This is a genomic window from Tunturiibacter psychrotolerans, from assembly GCF_051013365.1.
In the GTDB taxonomy this organism is placed as follows: Bacteria; Acidobacteriota; Terriglobia; order Terriglobales; family Acidobacteriaceae; genus Edaphobacter; species Edaphobacter psychrotolerans_A.
This window is the reverse complement of sequence record NZ_CP132941.1, coordinates 4664011-4682482: the sequence shown is the minus strand read 5'-3', so window position 1 is coordinate 4682482 and position 18472 is coordinate 4664011. Positions and strand designations below refer to the sequence as shown.

Below are 18472 nucleotides of genomic sequence, written 5' to 3'. Positions count from 1 at the left end.
TGTTCCGGGTGTAGTTGTCTCTTCGTTCGACGCAATGGGGAGAGATGTAAGAGCTTGCTTTGTCGATGGTTGGCGTCAATCTTCAACTCGCCAAATGTGCTAACTTGGTAGTGTGGTTTGAGAGCGTAGCTCAGTTGGTAGAGCATCGCCCTTTTAAGGCGTTGGTCCTGGGTTCGAGCCCCAGCGCTCTCACCATAAATCCCCCAAATACAGCACTTACAGACCGCCCAACATAATCGGTTACACCTCAGCGTCTGTCTGCAGATACAAAAGGGATACTTTTGTGGTTCCTTGAGCAAAGAGATAGCCACTTGTTTAGGTGGCTTTATCTATTTGGATCGCTATGCGGTAGGTGTGGCCTTCTCTAACAGAGGCCGGAGCCGACTAGGCGCAGACAGTTTTACGTCGGATTACCTCAAAACAACCTAAGAGACCGATGCCCAATAGGACCAGCGTCGAAGGTTCAGGCACAGGGGATCCATCGATTACAAGCGTGCCGGGACCATTAGGTTCGAAGACGCTGTTATCCAAGTGATAGGTTCCCGGGGTGAACACTGGAGATGTTTCGCTGCCGGAATAAAGTTGAATTCCGTCGTAGTAAACGACTCCGGTTTTGCTTGGGATGTCAATGTCATAATCAATTGCGAAGTCAATCGGCCCAGCGCCAATTGATACCAGGTATGCCGGATTATAGAAAATGATTTCGTCCGTATGATTGTCAATGACGACCGGACCAAAAGCTATCCCATAGCTTGGGGCAATAAATTCGTTAAGAAGAGAGTCGTTTAACGCGAACGTCAATGTCGTTCCACCTGCTGGCGTGAACGCGAAGGTATCACCGTAGGCAACTGATATCGGTAGCGACAGCAATAAGGCGGATAGAAGGACCGAAGAGGTGTGAAAGCGCATGAGCGACCTCACGACAGAGATTTGCGGACACACAAACGATACCACTGGACCATAAAAATCCAACTAATATCAAAGGCCACCTTTTTAAGTGATCAGCAAGCCGAGCCTGGTACCTGCCCGAGCAAGCCGCGACTTAGCAGCAGCCTCAGAGATGTTGAGCTGATGGGCAACTTCCTTGGCCGAGCAGTCTCCCGCAATGCGCGTTTGAACGGCCTCCCGGAGGCTGGCGGGGAGTTTGCGTATCGCCTGGGTGAGCTTTGCGTGTCGCTGTTGTTGTTCGAAGATTTGTTCAGGATTCGGAGCAAAGTCTCTTAGTTCGTCAGGAATGTTCTCTTCCTCTTGTTGAGAAGTTGAATTGAGTGAGGTTTCCGGTCGGCAGCGTCGCTTGCGCAGGATGCCCAACGCCGAGTTAATCGCAATGCGAGTTAACCAGGTATAGAAGCTCGCTCGGCCTTCAAAGCTCTCAATAGCCAGGAATGCACGAAGAAAGGAGTCCTGAAGTGCATCTTCGGCGTCTTGCTCGTTCTTTGTGATGCCTAAAGTAGTTCTGTAGACTCGGCGTGAGTAGAGATCCCATAGCTCATCAAATGCGGTCCGGCAACCCGATTGGGCAGCGAGGATCAAGTGCTGATGGTTATCCGGGGCGATGTGGTCAAGGACTCCACTCCTGTTGTTGTTCGATGTGGAAGGGACTGCCACCGGAGTGCCGTATTCACCTGAAAGAGCCATTGTTCCTCCAATCGTTATTGAGGCAGCTCTCGTCCAACGTCGTCTTCTCTCATCGTGATTCACGATTCCAATTAATTACAGAATCGGCGACGGCGGAGAGTTGGTTCTCGTCTTCGTTTAGCTGGGATGCGCATCATTTCTGCGATTAAGCCAGAACTGTAAAGGCGAATCTATTAGACGATGGTGTCGTCGATACCTTCGTATCAGCCGCTAGCTGTTTGCAAATACGCCAACGTCTTAGCGATACCAACGTCCAATTGCTTTCGATCTTCTCGGTCTGGTTAATAGGAGAAGAAACAGGAGGCAAGATGAGCGACGCCCACAACGATGGACAAATACGGTTAGTTCGGATCTCTAATGCATATTTGAGGGTGACGCTCGACATCCCACCTTTAAATATCTTTGGCCCCGCGAATATTCCACAGCTTGAAGAGATTGTAGGTTTGCTCGAGTCTGATGAGCGAGTCAAAGTGGTGGTCTTTGATAGTGCGGTGGAAGGGTTCTTCCTCACTCACTATGACTTTTTGGCAAAGCCCGAAGAGTCTGCGAAATTCCCGGTGGGACGAACCGGCTTGCGGGCATTGCCTGACATGCTTGCCAGGCTTAGTCGTGCATCTGTCGTATCGATTGCATCGATTCGTGGCCGTGCGACCGGTGTTGGCAGCGAACTCGCACTAGCATGTGATATGCGATTTGCCAGCCGTGAAAAAGCAGTTCTTTCCCAATGGGAGGTCGGAGCAGCGTTGGTCCCCGGCGGCGGCCCGATGGCTCGTCTTCCACGGTTGATGGGCCGAGGAAGGGCGTTGGAAGTGCTTTTAGGAGCGGACGATATCAACGGCGATCTCGCCGAGTTGTACGGCTATGTCAATCGTTCGATACCTGATAGTCAGCTGGATGATTTTGTCGACTCTTTCGCGAGACGGATCGCGTCCTTCGACCGGCGGGCGATCGCAGAGACGAAGCGTTTAGTTGACTTGAACAGCCTGCCTCCTGACGCCGAGATCGTTCCAGAGTGGGATGCTTTTATCGCCTCCTTGGGACGGCCTGCCGCGCAAGCAAGGCTTCGTTTGCTGTTTGAACAGGGTTTTCACAAGCCGGGAGACGTTGAAAGCCGGCTTGGATACCATGTTGGAACGCTAGGCAGCACGATGGACATTTCGTAAAAGCAGGCAGCGCACCCCTATGAAAGTTAGAAAGGTGCTCTGACTTCATTGGTGCGTTTTCAGCTGAGTTCAGACGATTCTTTCCTGCTTTTCGACGGTGCAGAAAGCCTGAATCGATCCAACACGAGTCCCGACAAATGGATATTGTGACATATCTCAATAAGGATGTGCGTATGCTCCCTCGCGTTCGGAGCAGTCGACGTCTGTATCAAGTTGTTCCCTATCAGACGAAAGTATCGACCGATACCTTCGTCTGATGGTTGCAACGACAGTCCTCTGGCTTAATCAACAGATCGGCGTTGCGAGCAACGATCGTGAGACTGTTCGAGGCCGCCGAAAACACGATTAGTGATTTTGAAACCCCATCTTCGACTTTAACAACAGACTGCAGGTCCGAACGAGAAGGTTCGATCCGCATGAACAACACCAACCACGCACGGTTGCAACCGATTCCGGACTTGCAACACGATTTTAGGAGAATCCAATGAGCCTGATCGAACACGCAATTGCGGTAAACCACAAGAATGCGCAGCACCATGATCCTTCGCTGGCAAACAAGCCAGCTCCGAAGGTTGCAATCCTCACGTGTATGGACCCGCGCGTGAATCAACTACTCGAATGGCTAGAGATCAAACCCGCCGATGCGGATGTAATTCGGAACGTCGGGACGGCAGCGACAGAAGACGTTGTCCGGTCTCTCATGTTCTCCATTCACGTTCTGGGTGTGCGAGAGGTCATGATCATCGGGCATACTGGCTGCGGAATGGAAATGTTTACGGAGGAATCTTTCGAGAAGCACCTTCACACACAATGCGGCGTGTGGGCAGTTGCTCCCGACAGATTCCATTTCTATACCGACGTAAATTTAGCGACGCAAAAGCAGGTACTGAAACTTCGGTCGCACCCATGGATTCCCGCGGACGTCGTGATTCGTGGATTTGTTTTTGATTTATCAACGGGCGAACTGAAAGAAGTAACGGCCAAGGACGACAAGTAGTCGGCTAGGTGGAAGTTCGCCCATACGCCACCGTGCACCGTGGTTTTGACCGAGACGTTCGTCCAATAGATTCATCGTCGCTCTTGTGGCGTAATGGAGTTGCCAGTGATCGGAGTGAAGACAGAGGGCCAGGAAATTCTGTTGACGCTTTTCGTGTGCTCCTGGATCAAAGATGAATCGAAGGAGAAACTCAATGAATGATCTGGATTTAGGTGATCGTTTCAGGGAGAAGAAAATATGTTGAACGGCAGGATCGTGATCTATGGGCGCGCGAGTTCGGCCGCGGGTTACAAGATACGCGACTTCCTGACTCGTAACTGCACTGAGTATGACTGGGTCGAACTAAATACGGATGAAGAGGCCCGGAAGCTGGCAGGAATCTCAGGATGCACAGATCCTCGACTTCCTGTCTGCGTTCTTAGCCCGAATAGGAGACTCTATTGTCCTAGTCTGCGCGACCTCGCGATGGCTCTGGAGTGGTTCAAAGGACCGAAGTACGAGTGCTACGATCTGGCGATTTTTGGTGCAGGACCAGCAGGTTTGAGTGCCGCTCTCTATGGGGCCTCTGAAGGGCTACGCACCATAGTGGTCGAGAAGATCGCCGTCGGTGGGCAGGCTGGCAGCACCTCAAAGATTGAGAATTACATGGGGTTTCCGGATGGGATCAGCGGATGGGAGCTCGCAAGCAGAGCGCGTCAACAGGCAATAAAACTGGGAGCGGAGATCATCGTAGGCCTCGAGGGAGTAGCAGGAGAGCATCAGGATGGCTGGCAGTTTAGCTGGTTCGCCAGTGGCGAGCAGATCGCTTCGAAGGCCACGATCTGCGCCACTGGCATCGAGTACTCACGACTTGGGCTCGAGCGAGAGGATTATTTTCTGAATCGTGGTCTCTACTATGGTGCCGGCTCGAGCGAAGCTGAACTCTGCAAGGGACATGTAGTGATTGTGGGCGGCGGGAACTCTGCTGGACAGGCTGCGTTGAACTTCGCGCGGCAGACACGGGTGACGATGCTCGTCCGAGGGGAGTGCTTGAAGGACACACTCTCGACGTACCTGCTGGAGCGCATTGAAGCCACCACGTCGATTACGGTGCTGACTAGGGCCACGTTAATTAAGCTCGAAGGAGATGATGAGCTGGAGGGAGTTACGTATCGCGATGAAGCTGGCAACACTGCATCCATCGAGACGCATAGCGTCTTCGTTTGTATTGGAGGCAAGCCTCGCCTCGACTGGGCAAAACCTGGGGTGCTGCATTGCGACCCCGCGGGCTACATTCTGACGGGCCCGGATCTCGACCGGTCGAGTCTGTCAGCGGAGATGTGGACGGATGGTCGAGCCCCGCTTTTCATGGAATCAAGCATTCCAGGCCTGTTTGCTGCGGGAGATGTCCGCCATAACTCTACGAAAAGGTGTGCCGCAGCAGCGGGAGACGGTGCAACCGCAGTCTCTATGGCTCATCAGTTCCTGGTGTCCGTGAAACATCAACTTCTAGGACGGTAGTGCGCGGTCTGCTTTGCGATAGCTCTCTTAGAGATGAGACTTTAGCGCTGGCGCTGAGGAATTGATTTGTCGTGGGTTGCGCTTCGCTCGAATGCTCGCATCTCGAACTCGAGACATGGGCCGCCCGGCAAGACCACCGGCCTTAGCACACGTACACTTCCCTTTCTAAGGTGCTTCCACCGTGCCCGCACAATAAGAGTCGAGAAGTACGCCAGTAAGGGCAGTGGTCGAATCCTCGCGGCGAGACCGAGGAAGTTCTTTCATTCTGTAGACTCCAAGTTTGGTGGCCATCTTTATTAGATCTGCGAAAGAGCTGGCGTGCATCTTCTGCATCACCTGGCCACGGTGCGCTTTCACCGTGATTTCGCTGATGCCAAGTTGCCCACCGACCTGCTTGTTTAACAACCCGGCAGATACCAACGCCATAACCTGTCGTTCGCGGGGTGAGAGCGAGGCATAACTTCTCTGAAGAGTTTGTTTCTGCGCCTCTTTCGCAAGAACAAAACGGCTTCGGTCGAGAGCTTCTCTGATTGCGCTCAAAAGTTCGTTGTGCCGGAAAGGCTTCGTCAGAAACTCCACAGCTCCTGCTTTCATGGCTTCTACAGCAGTGGGTATGTCGCCCTTGGCGCTGAGAAAAACGGTCGGGATGTAGGGGCGTTCAACGGCGGCACGCTTCTGCAGTTCGAGCCCGCTCAGCCCCGGAAGAGACACGTCCAACAATAAGCAACTGGGAACGGCTTCAAGGGGATGGACAAGGAATTCTTCGGCGGAAGCAAAGGACTCCGGCTGCCAGCCTTGGCATCGTATTAATTGGTCCAGTGATTCGCGCTCGGCTTTGTCCGGAATGACGACGTAAACGACCAGTGCGATCCTTGATGTTTCTGTAAACACGAGTCGGTGATTGAAGGGTGAACTCGCGCCCTTTTCCAAGCGAGATCCCGTCAGAATCAAATCCATATCGCCCTCTCTGATGTTCCCGTGGTTTGTTCTGGAGATGTTGTCCATGAGGATCGCGGATGAATGCTCACAATAGACCCTTTCTCCGTTGAAGTTGTGCTCAGTTTCTTTGGTGAGATCTAAGCCGAACTCGTCTCTCTGCTGGCATCGCTTGCCAGCTCTTCGCGGAATTTACTCGGAGTGACTCCAACTACTTTGCGGAATACCTTTGTAAAGTGTTCTTGTGTTCTAAACCCAACTAGCTTGCTAACCTCCGCAATGCTTAACCTGTCGTCTGCCAGGTGAATCTTCGCGCGCTCGATTCTGACCCTAAGAACATACTGGTGCGGGCTGAGTCCTGTCGCCTTGGTAAATAATGTTGCAAGATGGTGCGGCGTCAATTCAGCGACCTTGGCCATGTCCGCCAAACTGATGTTTCCACTCGAGTTCGCGTGGATATATTCGATCACCCTGGTGCAAACTTCCTTAGTAATATGGGCCCCTTTTCTTTACTGCTCCGCTGAATGGGGATACCGTATCGCGAAAGTATTGGTCAAATGTTCCGGCGTTGGTCAATTCTTCCGATTTAATCGGTCAAAAAAACCTACCCACAATAAACGGCGGTATTCTCTTCGTACCGATCTTCGTTTGGCGAGGTACGACCAATGGCCAACTCCGGGGTTCTTCCTGTCGATGCTGTAGAAGTGATGCGGGGCAGCTGCGCCTTGTGCCCCTTTCCTACCCGCTCGTCAATTACAAGCAAGGGCGCTGGTTGGAAAGGGATTGCCATGGAGTCGTTCAGCGACATCCCAGGGGTCGCCATCCCGGATCATGAGCACCCAACTCATTTCGTGAACCTGCTTACACGAGGAGAGATTAAAGCTCAGTGGACTACAGAGGGACGGAGTCACAGCGCAACGAATAGTCCCGGCACAATCTATCTGTTGCCCGCAGGCACCCGTGACAGGCTTACATGGTCGGGCCCGACTACCCGGATTGTTTTGGTGATGGAGCCGGGGTTTCTCTCGCGCTCACTTGAGAAGACTGCACATCTCGATGAGATCGACCTGACGACGCACTGGAATCTTCGTGATCGGCACATCCAGTCATTGATGCTCGCTCTGCATGCCGATCTGGAAGATGGCTCCCCAGCGGGCCCCCTGTATGGGGAGTCTCTTGGTCTGGCGCTTGGCCTCTATCTTATTCGGCGCTATTCGACCCGAAATAAAAACAATAGCGCCCAATTCAGCGGCGGAATGCCTACAGCTCGTCTGAATCGAGTGCTGGATTTTATCAACCAGAATTTCGCCCAGGATCTGCGTCTATGGGAGCTTGCGGAGTTAGCAGGAATGAGTCCCCACTACTTCTGCGAGTTGTTCAAGGCGAGTACAGGAATGACTGCGTATCAGTATGTCCTGCAATGCCGAATCGAACGCGCAAAGAGATATCTTAGCAACCCGGAACTCAGCGTCGGTGATGCGGGAGTTGCGGCTGGTTTCTCCGACCAAAGCCATTTCACAAAGGTCTTTCGCCGGAAGGTTGGAGTTACGCCAGTGAAGTACCGTAGCCAGGCTGGATAGGTCACATATCGTCTTGGGATTGTAGTCCTCGAGGGCTTAGGTGGGGATGCTACGCTGTCGGTTTGTCCGGAGGGGGGACGACCGCGCAGAAGTCTTCGAGGAAGCGGTCGGTGTATTCCGCGATTAGGCTCTCGACGCGGTCGGCTGTGTCCGCGCGGAGGATCAGGCCGGCGTGATGGAGGCGGTTGAGACGGTGGGCGACTTCGGGTGCGTCGTAGCTGCTGGTGTCGGGATGCTCTTGCCGCGCTAGGCAGATGACGCTGCCGGCGTACTGATGAATCAGATTCGGCAGCGTGTACTCCATGCCGAGAAGAGTGGCAACTTCGAGCCTTGCCCACTCGACCCACGGATTGATGCCGGAGGCTAACTCGACAACGTCGGCGATGTGAGCGCCGCCAACGCGCGCTGCGGTTTCGAGGAAGTAGAAGCTGCCGTCGGAGTCAGCCTTGATGAACTCGGTGTGCGTGACGCCGGAGATGAGACCGAGTGACTCGATCACCTGTTTGTGGATGGTGTTGAGAGAGAGGGCATCGATCGATTCCCTGTGGAGGGCGCGGGTGCTGAAGATGCCACCCTGATGCATGGTCTGCATGGGTGGCTTGCCGTATTTATAAGGAGCGCCGAAGAGAACTTTACCGTTCCAGGTGACGCCTTCGACGTGAAAGATCTCGCCGGGGACGAAGCGTTCGAGGACGTAGTGCGACTGGAGGTCGCCGAGCTCGTCGAGGATGGGCCAAAGGTCGCCTGGCGATTCGATTTTGCGGATGCCGATGGCGGAGGCGTTAGTGCGAGGCTTCAACAGCCACGGTCCGGGTACGTTGTTGAGGAAGGTGTGGAGGTCGTCGTAGTTGAAGACGCCGGTGAATTCGGGAACGGGGACTCCCTTTTGTTTCGCACTGACGCGCATGGCGAGTTTGTCACGGAAGTTTCGATTGAGCGATTCTCCCATTCCGGGCAGGCGCATGTGCTCGCGCAGGAGAGCGGCGACTTCGAGGTCGAACTCGTCTAAGGCGACGATGCGGTCAATGTGGTTTGTGCGTGCGAGATACGTGACAGTGTTCAGGACTTGGGCGGGAGTGAGATTCTCCGGCATGGTGATGAGTTTGGTGAGAGATTCGCGAGGCCAGTCGGCGTGTTCGAGTTTATCGACTGTGAGCAGGAGCACGTTCGCGCCGAGACGGGCTGCCTCTTTGAGAAAACGCTGACCTTTTTCGTAGGTGCTGATGCAGAGAATTGTAGGTTTCCGATGCGTATCAGTCACGGTGGCTCCTGTGGTCGGTTACGAACAGGTTGAACTCCGTACAGCAGCGTACGGTTGGGTTAGAGTAACTTCTTTTTTGGGCCGCGTAGAACTATTTAGACGGCGGGTTCTTCGGCGAAGGTTTGTTTTACGCCGTCCTCGAGTGTTGTGAAGGGTGCGGTGTACCCTGCAGCGCGGAGGCCGGAGATGTCGGCCTGGGTGTAGTGCTGGTAGCGGTTTTTGAGATCGCCTGGAAAGGGGATGTACTCGATTTTTCCCTGTCCGTGGACCTGCATGAGGGCCTCGGCGACGGCTTTGAAGGTGCGGGCCTGGCCGGTGCCAGCGTTGACTACGACGTGCATGGGCCGCTTGGGGCTGTCGGGGAGGAGGCCAGCGAAGAACATGTTGATGCGGGCGAGGTCTTTGACGAAGACGAAATCGCGGCGTTGTTCGCCGTCGGCGTAGCCGCCGGAGCCCTCGAACATGCGGATGGTGCCGGTGTCTTTGAGCTGCCGGGTGAAGTGATGGATGACGCTGGCCATGCGGCCTTTGTGCTGCTCGCGCGGGCCGTAGACGTTGAAGTAGCGGAGGCCAACGACGGTGCACTTCATGTCGTGAAGATGGCGGCGGACGTAGTTGTCGAAGACGAGCTTGGAGTAGCCGTAGATGTTGAGGGGGCGCTCGTTGGGGGGAAATTCCGTGAAGCTGGTGCTGGCCCCGTAGACTGCTGCGGTGGAGGCGTAGACGAGGGGAACGTGGCGGTCGAGGGCGAAGTGCAGCAGTTCCTTGGAAAAGGTGAAGTTGTTGTCCATCATGTAGCGGCCATCGTCCTCGAGGGTGTTGGAGCAGGCTCCCTGATGGAGGATGGCTCGAACTCTGGTGTTCTCGAAGTCGCCAGCTTTGAGAGCGGCGCGGAACTCGCGCTTGTCCATGTAGTCGGCGTATTCCGCGCCGGCGAGGTTGAGGAACTTCTGGCCGGTGAGGTTCGGGGCGGGGGCGAAGTTGTCGACCAGCAGGATGTTGCGCTCGCCTATTTGATTCAGCTGTTGAATAAGGTTGCTGCCGATGAAGCCTGCTCCGCCGGTAACGATGATCACTTCTGGGTCTCCTCGCTCACGGCGGGGTTTGCTGTGAGCTTTTTTACGATGTTGGTGGTCGAGAAGCCTTCTACGGTGGGGACGATCTCGACGCGGCCGCCGCTTGCGATTACATCCTCGTGCCCGACAACGGTTTCGATGGTGTAGTCGCCGCCTTTGACCAGTACGTTGGGCTTCAGGGCGCGGATAAGTTCGAGAGGAGTGTCCTCTTCGAAGAGAACGACTGCGTCCACTGCGGCCAGGGCAGCCATGACGCGGGCGCGTTCGCGCTCTGAGACGATGGGGCGGGTTGGACCCTTGAGACGGCAAACGGATGCGTCGGAGTTGAGGCCGAGAACGAGTTTTGAGCCGAAGCGGTGGCAGTCTTCAAGCAGCGTTATATGGCCGACGTGCAGGAGGTCGAAGCAGCCGTTGGTGAAGACGATGGTCTCGCCGGAGGAGCGCCACTCGGCGATGCGGAGTTTGAGGCGGTCGAGGTCGAGGATCTTTTCGCCGGCTGTGAGCCCTGAGCTGGGGGTGAGGACGGCGACCAACTCATGAGCCGCGATGGGTACGGTACCGACCTTGCTGACCACGATGCCGGCGGCGAGGTTGGCAAGCTCTACGGCGGTTTCGACCTTCAGGCCGCCAGCGACGCTGGCTGCGAGGGTTGCGATGACAGTGTCGCCGGCTCCTGAGACATCGAAGACCTCGCGGGCGCGGGCGGGAGAGTGATAGATGCCGGATTCTTCTGCTGAAGGAGCGCGGAGGATGCTGATTCCCTTCTCGCTCAGGGTGACGGTGAGGAACTTGAAGTCGTGTTCGGCGACGAGAGTTCGTCCGGCGTTGAGAAGCTCTTCGGTGTGATGCGATGGGATGCCGGTTGCGGTTGAGAGTTCGCGCAGGTTCGGGCAGACGGAGGTGGCGCCGGAGTATTTGCTGAAGTCGGGGCTCTTGGGATCGACGAATACGGGGATGCCGGCGGTGCGTGCGGCGCGGATGGCGGCTTCGCAAAGAGAACGGGTAAGGGCGCCTTTGGCGTAGTCAGAGAGGATAACGGCGTGGACCTTGGTGACGAGTTCGGTCGCACGTTCCTGAAGGCGCTGAGCTTCGGCGGCGGGAACCGGATCGCGGCTTTCTATGTCCAAACGCAGGAGTTGCTGCATGCGGCCGACGATACGGGTCTTGGAGATGGTGGGGAGCGAACTTGAGACGACGCCGATAGTGTCGATCTTGGCATGATCGAGGATTGCGGCTAGTTCTGCCTGCTCGCCGTCACTTCCCCAGAGACCAGCGAGGAAGGTCTGGCATCCGAGCCCGGCGAGGTTCATGGCTACGTTTGCTGCTCCGCCGGCACGCTCGTACCGTTGGGCGTGGCGGATGACCGGAACCGGGGCCTCGGGAGAGATGCGCTCGACCTCGCCGTGGACGTAGCGGTCGAGCATGATGTCACCAACTACCAATACTTTGAGTTGACTGAAGCCACCCTCAAGCAGGTTCAGGATCGAGTGAAGTTCGGGCAGCATGAACGAAAAAGATCTCCCGCGAACATCATCGCATCTTTGAGCGAAGGTGCGTTCTCCCGGGCTAGCCGAGGACGGCGCGAACCTCGGTGATAACCTCGTCCACCGTGATGGAGGTCAGGCATCTCTTTTTTTCAACGATGCAGGTCTCGAGGCCACAGCCCCAGCAATCGGTCTGGTGGTAGACGATGCGGTGCTGTTTGCCGTAAGGGAACCAGACGCGAGGCTTATTGCGGGCGGCGAAGATAGCAACACACGGAGTTTGAACGGCTGCGGCGAGGTGCATGGGACCGCTGTCGTGACCGATAAAGATGCGGGCCTGGGCGAAGACGCCTGCGCTCTCGCGCGGATTGAGTAAGCCGCAAAGGTTGATGACCGGTGTGGAGCAGCTTTGTCTCCAGCCGCCGGCCGCAAAGTCGCTGGCTTCAGCCTCTTCAGGGGCTCCGCACAGAACAAGAGCGTGGTTGGGGTACAGGGGTGCGAGGCGGTGCAGGAGTGCTCGCCAATTTTCGCGGCCCCAGTCCTTCGACTGCACCTTGGTGCCAACGCTGACTGCGATGACTGGCATGCCTGCGGCGGCGGCAAGGGCTTCTTTGGCGCGGGCATGCTCCGCGGCGGTGAGGCGGAGATCCCAGCTTGCGGGATCCTCGAGGTGGGCGTCTCCCAGCACCGACAGATTGCGGGTAAGACGCGCCCCCTCGGGTTCGAGAGTCTGGGTTTGCTCCTCCCATCGGTTTTGCTGCATGTCTTCGCTGACAGGAATGCCGATGAGATGTCTTATTCCGCAGAGACGGAAGAACTTTGCGTCACGACGGGCTGACTCTACTCCGCGGGCAGATCCGACGTAAACCAAGACCTGCGGCCGCCACCGAAGGAGCTGCCACCAGAGGGAGAGCAGTTCGCCAGGGCTTCGCATGCCGACGACGTAGCGGAAGTAGCCATGCACGAGGTTGCTGTTTTCCAGGATTGCGGCTGCGGCTGGGGCCTTGACGTTGACGGGAAAGTTGGTCAGCATGCGGCGTTCGGCCTGCGGAAAAGCGCGGGCAACGAGATGGAGGGCCGGTAGTGCGATGAGAGTGTCGCCGAGGCTGCCGAGGCGATAGATCAGGACCCGTCTGGTGGAGATTGCCATTGTCTGTCTTTAGTCTGCTTGGTTCGGCGACTTAGGGCAAATAGGACGAAAGGGGGAGACGGGGTTTGCTGGTTGCGGAATCGGAGAGCCTGTTAGCCTGATCGAGCGAGAGGTCTGGTTTTGAACGAGGCAAACAACTTGATTTTTGTGTCGATCGCGGCGTATCGCGATCCGCAACTGATTCCTACGATTGAAGACTGCATTGTCAAGGCAAAACACCCTGAGCGACTCCGGTTTGGCATCTGCTGGCAACATGATCCCGAGTCAGATACGCTGCCGCTCCGTAACGACGATTGCTTCAGGATTCTGGCGATTGACTGGCGCGAGAGCCGGGGAGCTTGCTGGGCCCGGTCGGAGGTGATGAAACTCTGGCGTGGTGAGGATTGGTTTCTGCAGGTCGATTCGCATTGCCGCTTTGCGTGGGAGTGGGATGCGAAGCTGATCGACGAGATGAAGCAGACGGAGAGCTCCAAGCCGATTCTGAGTACCTATGCTGCACCTTTTACTCCCGGAGGAGACGAGGTGCTGATCGAAGGGCCACTGCAGATGGCGTTTCAGGGCTTCACCGAGGATGGCATTCCGCATATGAAGCCGATGGCGATCGCAGACTGGCGGAATTTAACGAGGCCACGACGTGCGCGTTTTCTTTCTGCGGGTTTCCTGTTTGCGCAGGGTGGTTTCGTGGATGAGATTGGGTACGACCCTGAACTGTATTTTCTAGGGGAGGAGGCAGCCATGACCCTCCGTGCTTTCACCAGTGGGTATGACCTGTTTCATCCGCAGGAGACGATCGTCTGGCATGACTACGGCAGGCCGAAGGCCCCGAAGCATTGGGGCGATCACGTTGAGGAGAGCAATGCGGGCCGCTCGTGGCAGGAACTGGATCTGCGAAGCAGAGACAAGGTGCGGAAGCTGCTTGCGGGGCAGCCGGTGGAGAGCTATGGGCTCGGGTCCGTGCGGAGCCTGGAGGACTATGAGGCCTATGCGGGACTATTGTTCAAGCTGCGGAAGGTCCAGGATTACACCGTGCGTTGCGGGGAGCCACCAAATCCCGAAGCGGCCGTTGACTGGACCGGACAGATTTTTCCCTGGATGGTTCGGATTACGTTTGATCGCGACGGTCTACCGGTTGCGGCCTTTGACGATCCTGAACTTTGGTATGTCGGGGTGCAGGATGCGGATCACGTCGAAATCTATCGCCGGGATATTCCCTCGTCGCAACTGGCTTCGCTCCAGACTGCAGAGCCGAAGATCGTTCTGGTCTGCGAGTTCGAGTCGGGTGCGGTTCCCGTGTCGTGGACGGTTTGGCCGGTGAGCCGTTCGCTGGGCTGGCTGACCAGGATTGAAGGCACTCTGGGCGATGGGGATTACACGATCGTCGTTGGAGACGATACCGAATAAGATGTTTGCGATGTCTTGGTTGCAACTGGCTGCGGCTTTGCGATTCGCACTGCTGCAACTGGTAGAGTCTTTGGTTGGGAGGGCCTATGCTCGACGCACTTTTGATAACGCGGATGCAGGAAGAGATGACGGCTGCCCTGCATGAGGCAGAGAACGAGGTGGCCATCGAGACAGGCGCGGATGGGTTGATGGCGTTGGCCATGGCGCAGCATCGGGCTAACTTCGATCTTTGGCATGAGGAGGATAAGGCCAGGGTTCCGGGCGCGCCGGACGCGGAGATCGTGAGGGTCAAGCATGCGATCGATACGCTGAACCAGCGACGCAACGATCTGGTGGAGAAGATGGATGTGTGGCTGATCGACCGGCTGGAGCAGGATCCGTCTGCCCCGCTGCATTCGGAGACGCCGGGCCTGATGATCGACCGGCTTTCCATCCTGGCGCTGAAGATCTATCACACACGCGAGGAGGCGAACCGGGCAACCGCGACAGAGGAACATCGTTCGCGAAATGTGAACCGGCTGGCCTTGCTCGAGGAACAGCGCGAGGATCTGGCGGCTTGTCTTGATGCGCTTTGGAGCGAGGTGCTTGGGGGCAGACGGAGGTTCAAGCTCTATCGGCAGATGAAGATGTATAACGACCCCGAGCTGAATCCGGCGGTGTATGGTCGCGTGTAACGATGGCTGGCTGTGCCTGTTTGGGGAAATACTTCTGAAGCGAAAGCGATGATACCGATAGGTTGTACGGACGTGGGGTTGACCTTACGGCCAGGTCTGCGTATAAAACCGACACGAGAACAAACAAATTTTGGGGCACCCGTTAGAATGGGAGAGCTCAGAAACGCCTTAGGCGACAGGAACTACGATGGCTCAGACAAAGACAGCAGCAGCACCAGCAATAAAGCGGGTCCCACGCACGATCGCTGGAACTATTCCTCAGACAAACGACAATGCACGGGCGCAGCTGATGGCTCACTACGAAGCAGCTCTGCGGTTGATGCAGGAGGGCAAGTACGACAAGGCCCATGCGGCGTTTGACAAGATGCTGGCCGCCGGCGCGGGTGAACTGAGCGACCGCGTCCGCATGTATGCCACTGCATGCTCGCAGCAGCTGACAAAGGGGAAGAATGACTTCGCAAACTGCGAAGAACAATATGACTATGCGATCTCCTTGCTGAACGACGGGCACTACGAAGACGCGCGGGAGCACTTTACCTTGATCCTGCAGGCGAACGAGAAGGCGGACTATGCCTTTTACGGTCTGGCGGTGCTGGCAAGCATGACCGGCGACTCTCATCGCTGCCTGGAGCATTTGACCGAAGCTATCCGGCAGAATCCACGGAACAGGATCCAGGCAAGAGCGGATTCGGACTTTCAGGATATGGCCGACGACCCGCGCTTTACGGAGCTGCTCTATCCCGAGGTCTAAGCGCGATTTGCAATCCGGCACAGCAGGCGCTTCGTTTAGGCTTGTGTAGGAGACCTGCGCATGTCGTTGCCGAAACGTACCGAATTGAAAGACAAAGACCTGCGAGTGGTTGCCATCGGCGGCGGCACGGGGCTGTCTACGCTGCTGCGGGGGCTGAAGCGGTATGTGATCACTCCGGAGCGCAGGAGAGGTATCCGCCTGGGAGAGTCTGCGCGGGTCGAGAGGCCTCCTGCGCCACCCTGTCCCGATGCGCGGTGCATCATTCGGGAGCTTTCGGCCGTGGTGACGGTGACGGATGACGGCGGGTCTTCCGGGAGACTGCGTGAGGACTTCAAGATGCTGCCTCCGGGAGACATTCGGAACTGCCTGGTTGCCCTCTCCGAGGATGAGCATTTGCTCTCGCGATTGTTTCAGTATCGCTTTGAGCATGGTGATTTGGAAGGACATAGCTTCGGTAACCTTTTTGTGGCGGCGCTGTCGCATATCACCGGGGATTTTGCGCAGGCGGTGCAGATGTCGTCGCAAATTCTGGCTGCGAGGGGCAAGATCTATCCTTCGACGAATACCAACGTGACTCTTGCAGCGGATATGGATGACGGCTCGCTGGTGCGGGGCGAGACTAATATCACGCTGAGTAAGCGCAGCATCGTTGAACTGCGATTGGAGCCGGAGTTGGCGGATCCTCTGCCGGAGACGCTGGAGGCGATTGCGAATGCTGACCTGATTACATTGGGGCCGGGCTCGCTTTATACGTCGCTGATTACGAATATGCTGGTTCGCGGCATCCCGGAGGCTCTGGCTGCTTCGCGCGCGACCAAGGTTTTCGTGTGCAACTTGATGACGCAGGCGAACGAGTCGCTGGGGCTGACGGCTTCTGAGCATATCGAGAAGATCATGCAGCATGCGGGTAGCGTTACGGTTCCTATCTTTGACTATGCGTTGATCAACACGGGGCAGATCTCCGCAATACGACTGGAGCAGTACGCTCGCGAGGGGCAACAACCCATCGAAGCTGACCTCGACCGGGTGCGGGCGCTGGGCGTCGAGCCGGTTACAGGGAACTTTGTTCACGAGGGTGATGTGCTGCGGCATGACTATGACCTTGTCGCGGAGCGACTGCTTGGGTTGGGGATGGAGCGTCCGTTGGCGGTTGCGGGTGGTGGGCAGGTATCCCCTCCCCGTACTTAATGTGTGCAAAGTCTTCGAAAATAATGGGTTAGGTCTGGACCTCCGAGTTGACTTGTCCTCCTTACGTTTTAAATGCAAAACCCCGGCTTGTGGCCGGGGCATTGTTTTGTTCTAGATCCAGTATATCTGATGGAGTAGAACTCATACGCCACGTGTATGTCCTTGTTTGGCAAGGAGTTTGCGTGTCTTGGGGGTTGACAGCTGTCTGAAAGGACTATGTCCTGCCGGACGGGCCTCCTGCGCGGAGGGCGGGCGTTCGCACGCCTTTTTAATGCTTCGCTTGGTCCTCCCTATGGTCGGAGTGAGCGTTAGTTCGCGACCATCGGGAGCGCCGGGCGAAGCGGTTTACATGTCACGAAGTGACCTCTCCACGCGTAGTGGACCCGTCCGGTAGGACATGTCTTAGTGGGTGGCGATTTCTACAAGAGATGCGGGGGGCGGGGACTCGAGGGTGCGTTTGAGCTGGCCGCAGGCGGCGTAGATGTCGCGTCCGCGCGGCTTGCGGATGAAGGCGGGGATGCCGCCGTCGCGAAGGCGTTTTTGGAAGATGCCTACGGCCTGCGGGGTCGGTTCGTGGAAGGGCATGTCGGGGCCGGAGTTCCAGACGATGAGGTTGATCTTGGCGCGGAGATTCTTCAAGAGGGCGATCAGCTCGTCGGCATGTTCACGCTGGTCGTTGATGCCGCCCAGCAGGACGTACTCGAAGGTGACCCGCTCGCGAGGGCGTAAGGGAACGGTGGAGATGGCCTCGAGGAGAGCGGCGATGTTCCATTTGCGCGTGATGGGCATGATGGACTCGCGGACGACGTCATTCGAGGCGTTGAGGCTGACTGCCAGCTTGGGGCGGACGGTTTCCCGGGCGAATTGTTCGATACCGGGGAGAATGCCGGAGGTGCTGACGGTCATGCGGGATTCGGGGATGCGCATGGGGCCGGTGAGGAGGCGAACGGCGTCCATGAAGCCTGTGTAGTTGAGGAATGGCTCCCCCATACCCATGAAGACCAGGTTGATCCGGTCGCGGCCGACTTCAACGTTATGGCGGTTGAGGACGGAGGCTACCTGTCCAGCAATCTCGCCGGGGGTGAGGTTGCGGCGGATGCCGAGTTTGGCGGTGAGGCAGAACTGGCAGTTGACGGCGCAGCCGACCTGGCTGGATATGCAGATGGTGGCGCGTTTGTAGTCGTCGTCATCGTGGGACGGATGCTCTTCCTCCTCGGCGGCCTGGGTGCCGTCGCCGCGTTCGCCGCCGTCGCCGCCGGGCATCCAGACGGTCTCGACGGTTTCGCCGTCGGCCATGCGAACGAGGTAGCGCTCGGTGCCATCGATGGAGCGGGCAGTCTGGAGGAGCTCAGGAAGGCCGATGGTGTGGCCTGCGGCTTTGAGTTCCTCCCGTAGGGCGGTTGGGAGGGTGGTGATCTGGTCGAGCGAATGAACCCGCTGGGCGTAGAGTGCGTCGTAGAGTTGACGCGCCCGGTAGGCCGGCTGGTTGAGGGTGTCCATCAGACCGGTCAGCTCAAGGAGTGAGGCTCCGAATAGCGGTTTTCCCTCAACTACCGGATTCGAAATTGCTTCTATCTCGTTCATTATTCTAGATTAATTTATTTTTACCGGACAGATTAGAAGCCTAGGATACCGCCGGAGCATCTATATAAGTCTACTCCGATAGCTGGGTA

Annotated in this window: 17 protein-coding genes and 1 tRNA gene; 9 read left to right on the top strand and 9 right to left on the bottom strand. The window is 56.7% G+C overall.

Annotated features, from left to right (window positions below):
* Positions 1 to 119: 119 nt before the first annotated feature.
* Positions 120 to 195: transfer RNA gene (locus RBB76_RS19735), tRNA-Lys, on the top strand.
* Positions 196 to 384: 189 nt separating this feature from the next.
* Here RBB76_RS19735 and RBB76_RS19730 read toward each other — a convergent pair.
* Positions 385 to 909: a PEP-CTERM sorting domain-containing protein gene (locus RBB76_RS19730; RefSeq protein WP_429629411.1), complete on the bottom strand. Its 525-nt coding sequence runs from the start codon at positions 907 to 909 to the stop codon at positions 385 to 387.
* Positions 910 to 993: 84 nt separating this feature from the next.
* Positions 994 to 1638 carry an RNA polymerase sigma factor gene (locus tag RBB76_RS19725; RefSeq protein WP_429629410.1) on the bottom strand — a complete coding sequence of 215 codons (645 nt, stop codon included), beginning with the start codon at positions 1636 to 1638 and terminating at the stop codon, positions 994 to 996.
* Positions 1639 to 1946: 308 nt separating this feature from the next.
* On the opposite strand from RBB76_RS19725, the gene RBB76_RS19720 reads away from it, so the two are divergent.
* From RBB76_RS19720 to RBB76_RS19710, 3 genes are all read left to right on the top strand, one after another.
* Positions 1947 to 2801, top strand: coding sequence for an enoyl-CoA hydratase/isomerase family protein (locus tag RBB76_RS19720; RefSeq protein WP_429629409.1), 855 nt, complete (start codon positions 1947 to 1949; stop codon positions 2799 to 2801).
* Positions 2802 to 3285: 484 nt separating this feature from the next.
* A complete protein-coding gene (locus tag RBB76_RS19715) occupies positions 3286 to 3798 on the top strand; it encodes a beta-class carbonic anhydrase (protein WP_429629408.1) in 513 nt (170 codons plus the stop codon).
* Positions 3799 to 4035: 237 nt separating this feature from the next.
* On the top strand, positions 4036 to 5298 hold the full coding sequence (locus RBB76_RS19710) for an NAD(P)/FAD-dependent oxidoreductase (protein ID WP_429629407.1): 1263 nt from the start codon (positions 4036 to 4038) through the stop codon (positions 5296 to 5298).
* A gap of 165 nt (positions 5299 to 5463) precedes the next feature.
* On the opposite strand, the gene RBB76_RS19705 is transcribed toward RBB76_RS19710, so the two are convergent.
* On the bottom strand, positions 5464 to 6255 hold the full coding sequence (locus tag RBB76_RS19705; RefSeq protein WP_429629406.1) for a response regulator transcription factor: 792 nt from the start codon (positions 6253 to 6255) through the stop codon (positions 5464 to 5466).
* A gap of 119 nt (positions 6256 to 6374) precedes the next feature.
* On the bottom strand, positions 6375 to 6704 hold the full coding sequence (locus RBB76_RS19700; RefSeq protein WP_429629405.1) for a helix-turn-helix domain-containing protein: 330 nt from the start codon (positions 6702 to 6704) through the stop codon (positions 6375 to 6377).
* Between the two features lie 318 nt (positions 6705 to 7022).
* Between RBB76_RS19700 and RBB76_RS19695 the strand changes: the two genes are divergently transcribed.
* A complete protein-coding gene (locus RBB76_RS19695) occupies positions 7023 to 7814 on the top strand; it encodes an AraC family transcriptional regulator (protein ID WP_429629404.1) in 792 nt (263 codons plus the stop codon).
* A gap of 49 nt (positions 7815 to 7863) precedes the next feature.
* On the opposite strand, the gene RBB76_RS19690 is transcribed toward RBB76_RS19695, so the two are convergent.
* The 4 genes from RBB76_RS19690 to RBB76_RS19675 all read right to left on the bottom strand — a co-directional run bounded on the left by RBB76_RS19690 (position 7864) and on the right by RBB76_RS19675 (position 12785).
* Positions 7864 to 9075 (bottom strand): ATP-grasp domain-containing protein, encoded by a 1212-nt coding sequence (locus RBB76_RS19690; RefSeq protein ID WP_429629403.1) that lies wholly within the window; start codon positions 9073 to 9075, stop codon positions 7864 to 7866.
* Between the two features lie 95 nt (positions 9076 to 9170).
* Positions 9171 to 10151, bottom strand: coding sequence for an ADP-glyceromanno-heptose 6-epimerase (gene rfaD, locus RBB76_RS19685; RefSeq protein ID WP_429629402.1), 981 nt, complete (start codon positions 10149 to 10151; stop codon positions 9171 to 9173).
* Positions 10148 to 11656, bottom strand: coding sequence for a bifunctional D-glycero-beta-D-manno-heptose-7-phosphate kinase/D-glycero-beta-D-manno-heptose 1-phosphate adenylyltransferase HldE (gene hldE, locus RBB76_RS19680; protein WP_429629401.1), 1509 nt, complete (start codon positions 11654 to 11656; stop codon positions 10148 to 10150). Before hldE ends, rfaD begins: the two co-directional genes overlap by 4 nt.
* A 61-nt stretch (positions 11657 to 11717) precedes the next feature.
* The gene (locus RBB76_RS19675; protein WP_429629400.1) at positions 11718 to 12785 is read right to left on the bottom strand and encodes a glycosyltransferase family 9 protein; all 1068 of its coding nucleotides are present in this window, start codon (positions 12783 to 12785) and stop codon (positions 11718 to 11720) included.
* Positions 12786 to 12905: 120 nt separating this feature from the next.
* Between RBB76_RS19675 and RBB76_RS19670 the strand changes: the two genes are divergently transcribed.
* The 4 genes from RBB76_RS19670 (at position 12906) to RBB76_RS19655 (ending at position 16799) form a co-directional block, all read left to right on the top strand.
* Complete coding sequence (locus tag RBB76_RS19670) at positions 12906 to 14186, top strand: GlcNAc-transferase family protein (RefSeq protein ID WP_429629399.1); 1281 nt, start codon at positions 12906 to 12908, stop codon at positions 14184 to 14186.
* Between the two features lie 86 nt (positions 14187 to 14272).
* The gene (locus RBB76_RS19665; RefSeq protein WP_429629398.1) at positions 14273 to 14860 is read left to right on the top strand and encodes a DUF4254 domain-containing protein; all 588 of its coding nucleotides are present in this window, start codon (positions 14273 to 14275) and stop codon (positions 14858 to 14860) included.
* A 187-nt stretch (positions 14861 to 15047) separates the two neighbouring features.
* On the top strand, positions 15048 to 15611 hold the full coding sequence (locus RBB76_RS19660) for a tetratricopeptide repeat protein (protein WP_429629397.1): 564 nt from the start codon (positions 15048 to 15050) through the stop codon (positions 15609 to 15611).
* Between the two features lie 60 nt (positions 15612 to 15671).
* Positions 15672 to 16799, top strand: a complete 1128-nt coding sequence (locus tag RBB76_RS19655; RefSeq protein WP_429629396.1) for a gluconeogenesis factor YvcK family protein — start codon at positions 15672 to 15674, stop codon at positions 16797 to 16799.
* 402 nt (positions 16800 to 17201) lie between these two features.
* On the opposite strand, the gene rlmN is transcribed toward RBB76_RS19655, so the two are convergent.
* Entirely contained in the window at positions 17202 to 18383 is a 1182-nt protein-coding gene (gene rlmN, locus RBB76_RS19650) for a 23S rRNA (adenine(2503)-C(2))-methyltransferase RlmN (protein ID WP_429629395.1), read from the bottom strand.
* Positions 18384 to 18472: the final 89 nt, after the last annotated feature.

Coding starts and splice junctions, on each gene's coding strand:
- RBB76_RS19710 (WP_429629407.1), top strand. CDS start 4,036: ATGTTGAACGGCAGGATCGTGATCTATGGGCGCGCGAGTTCGGCCGCG.
- RBB76_RS19675 (WP_429629400.1), bottom strand. CDS start 12,785: ATGGCAATCTCCACCAGACGGGTCCTGATCTATCGCCTCGGCAGCCTC.
- hldE (WP_429629401.1), bottom strand. CDS start 11,656: ATGCTGCCCGAACTTCACTCGATCCTGAACCTGCTTGAGGGTGGCTTC.
- RBB76_RS19695 (WP_429629404.1), top strand. CDS start 7,023: ATGGAGTCGTTCAGCGACATCCCAGGGGTCGCCATCCCGGATCATGAG.
- RBB76_RS19705 (WP_429629406.1), bottom strand. CDS start 6,255: ATGGATTTGATTCTGACGGGATCTCGCTTGGAAAAGGGCGCGAGTTCA.
- RBB76_RS19730 (WP_429629411.1), bottom strand. CDS start 909: ATGCGCTTTCACACCTCTTCGGTCCTTCTATCCGCCTTATTGCTGTCG.
- RBB76_RS19715 (WP_429629408.1), top strand. CDS start 3,286: ATGAGCCTGATCGAACACGCAATTGCGGTAAACCACAAGAATGCGCAG.
- RBB76_RS19660 (WP_429629397.1), top strand. CDS start 15,048: ATGGCTCAGACAAAGACAGCAGCAGCACCAGCAATAAAGCGGGTCCCA.
- RBB76_RS19725 (WP_429629410.1), bottom strand. CDS start 1,638: ATGGCTCTTTCAGGTGAATACGGCACTCCGGTGGCAGTCCCTTCCACA.
- RBB76_RS19665 (WP_429629398.1), top strand. CDS start 14,273: ATGCTCGACGCACTTTTGATAACGCGGATGCAGGAAGAGATGACGGCT.
- RBB76_RS19720 (WP_429629409.1), top strand. CDS start 1,947: ATGAGCGACGCCCACAACGATGGACAAATACGGTTAGTTCGGATCTCT.
- rlmN (WP_429629395.1), bottom strand. CDS start 18,383: ATGAACGAGATAGAAGCAATTTCGAATCCGGTAGTTGAGGGAAAACCG.
- RBB76_RS19655 (WP_429629396.1), top strand. CDS start 15,672: ATGTCGTTGCCGAAACGTACCGAATTGAAAGACAAAGACCTGCGAGTG.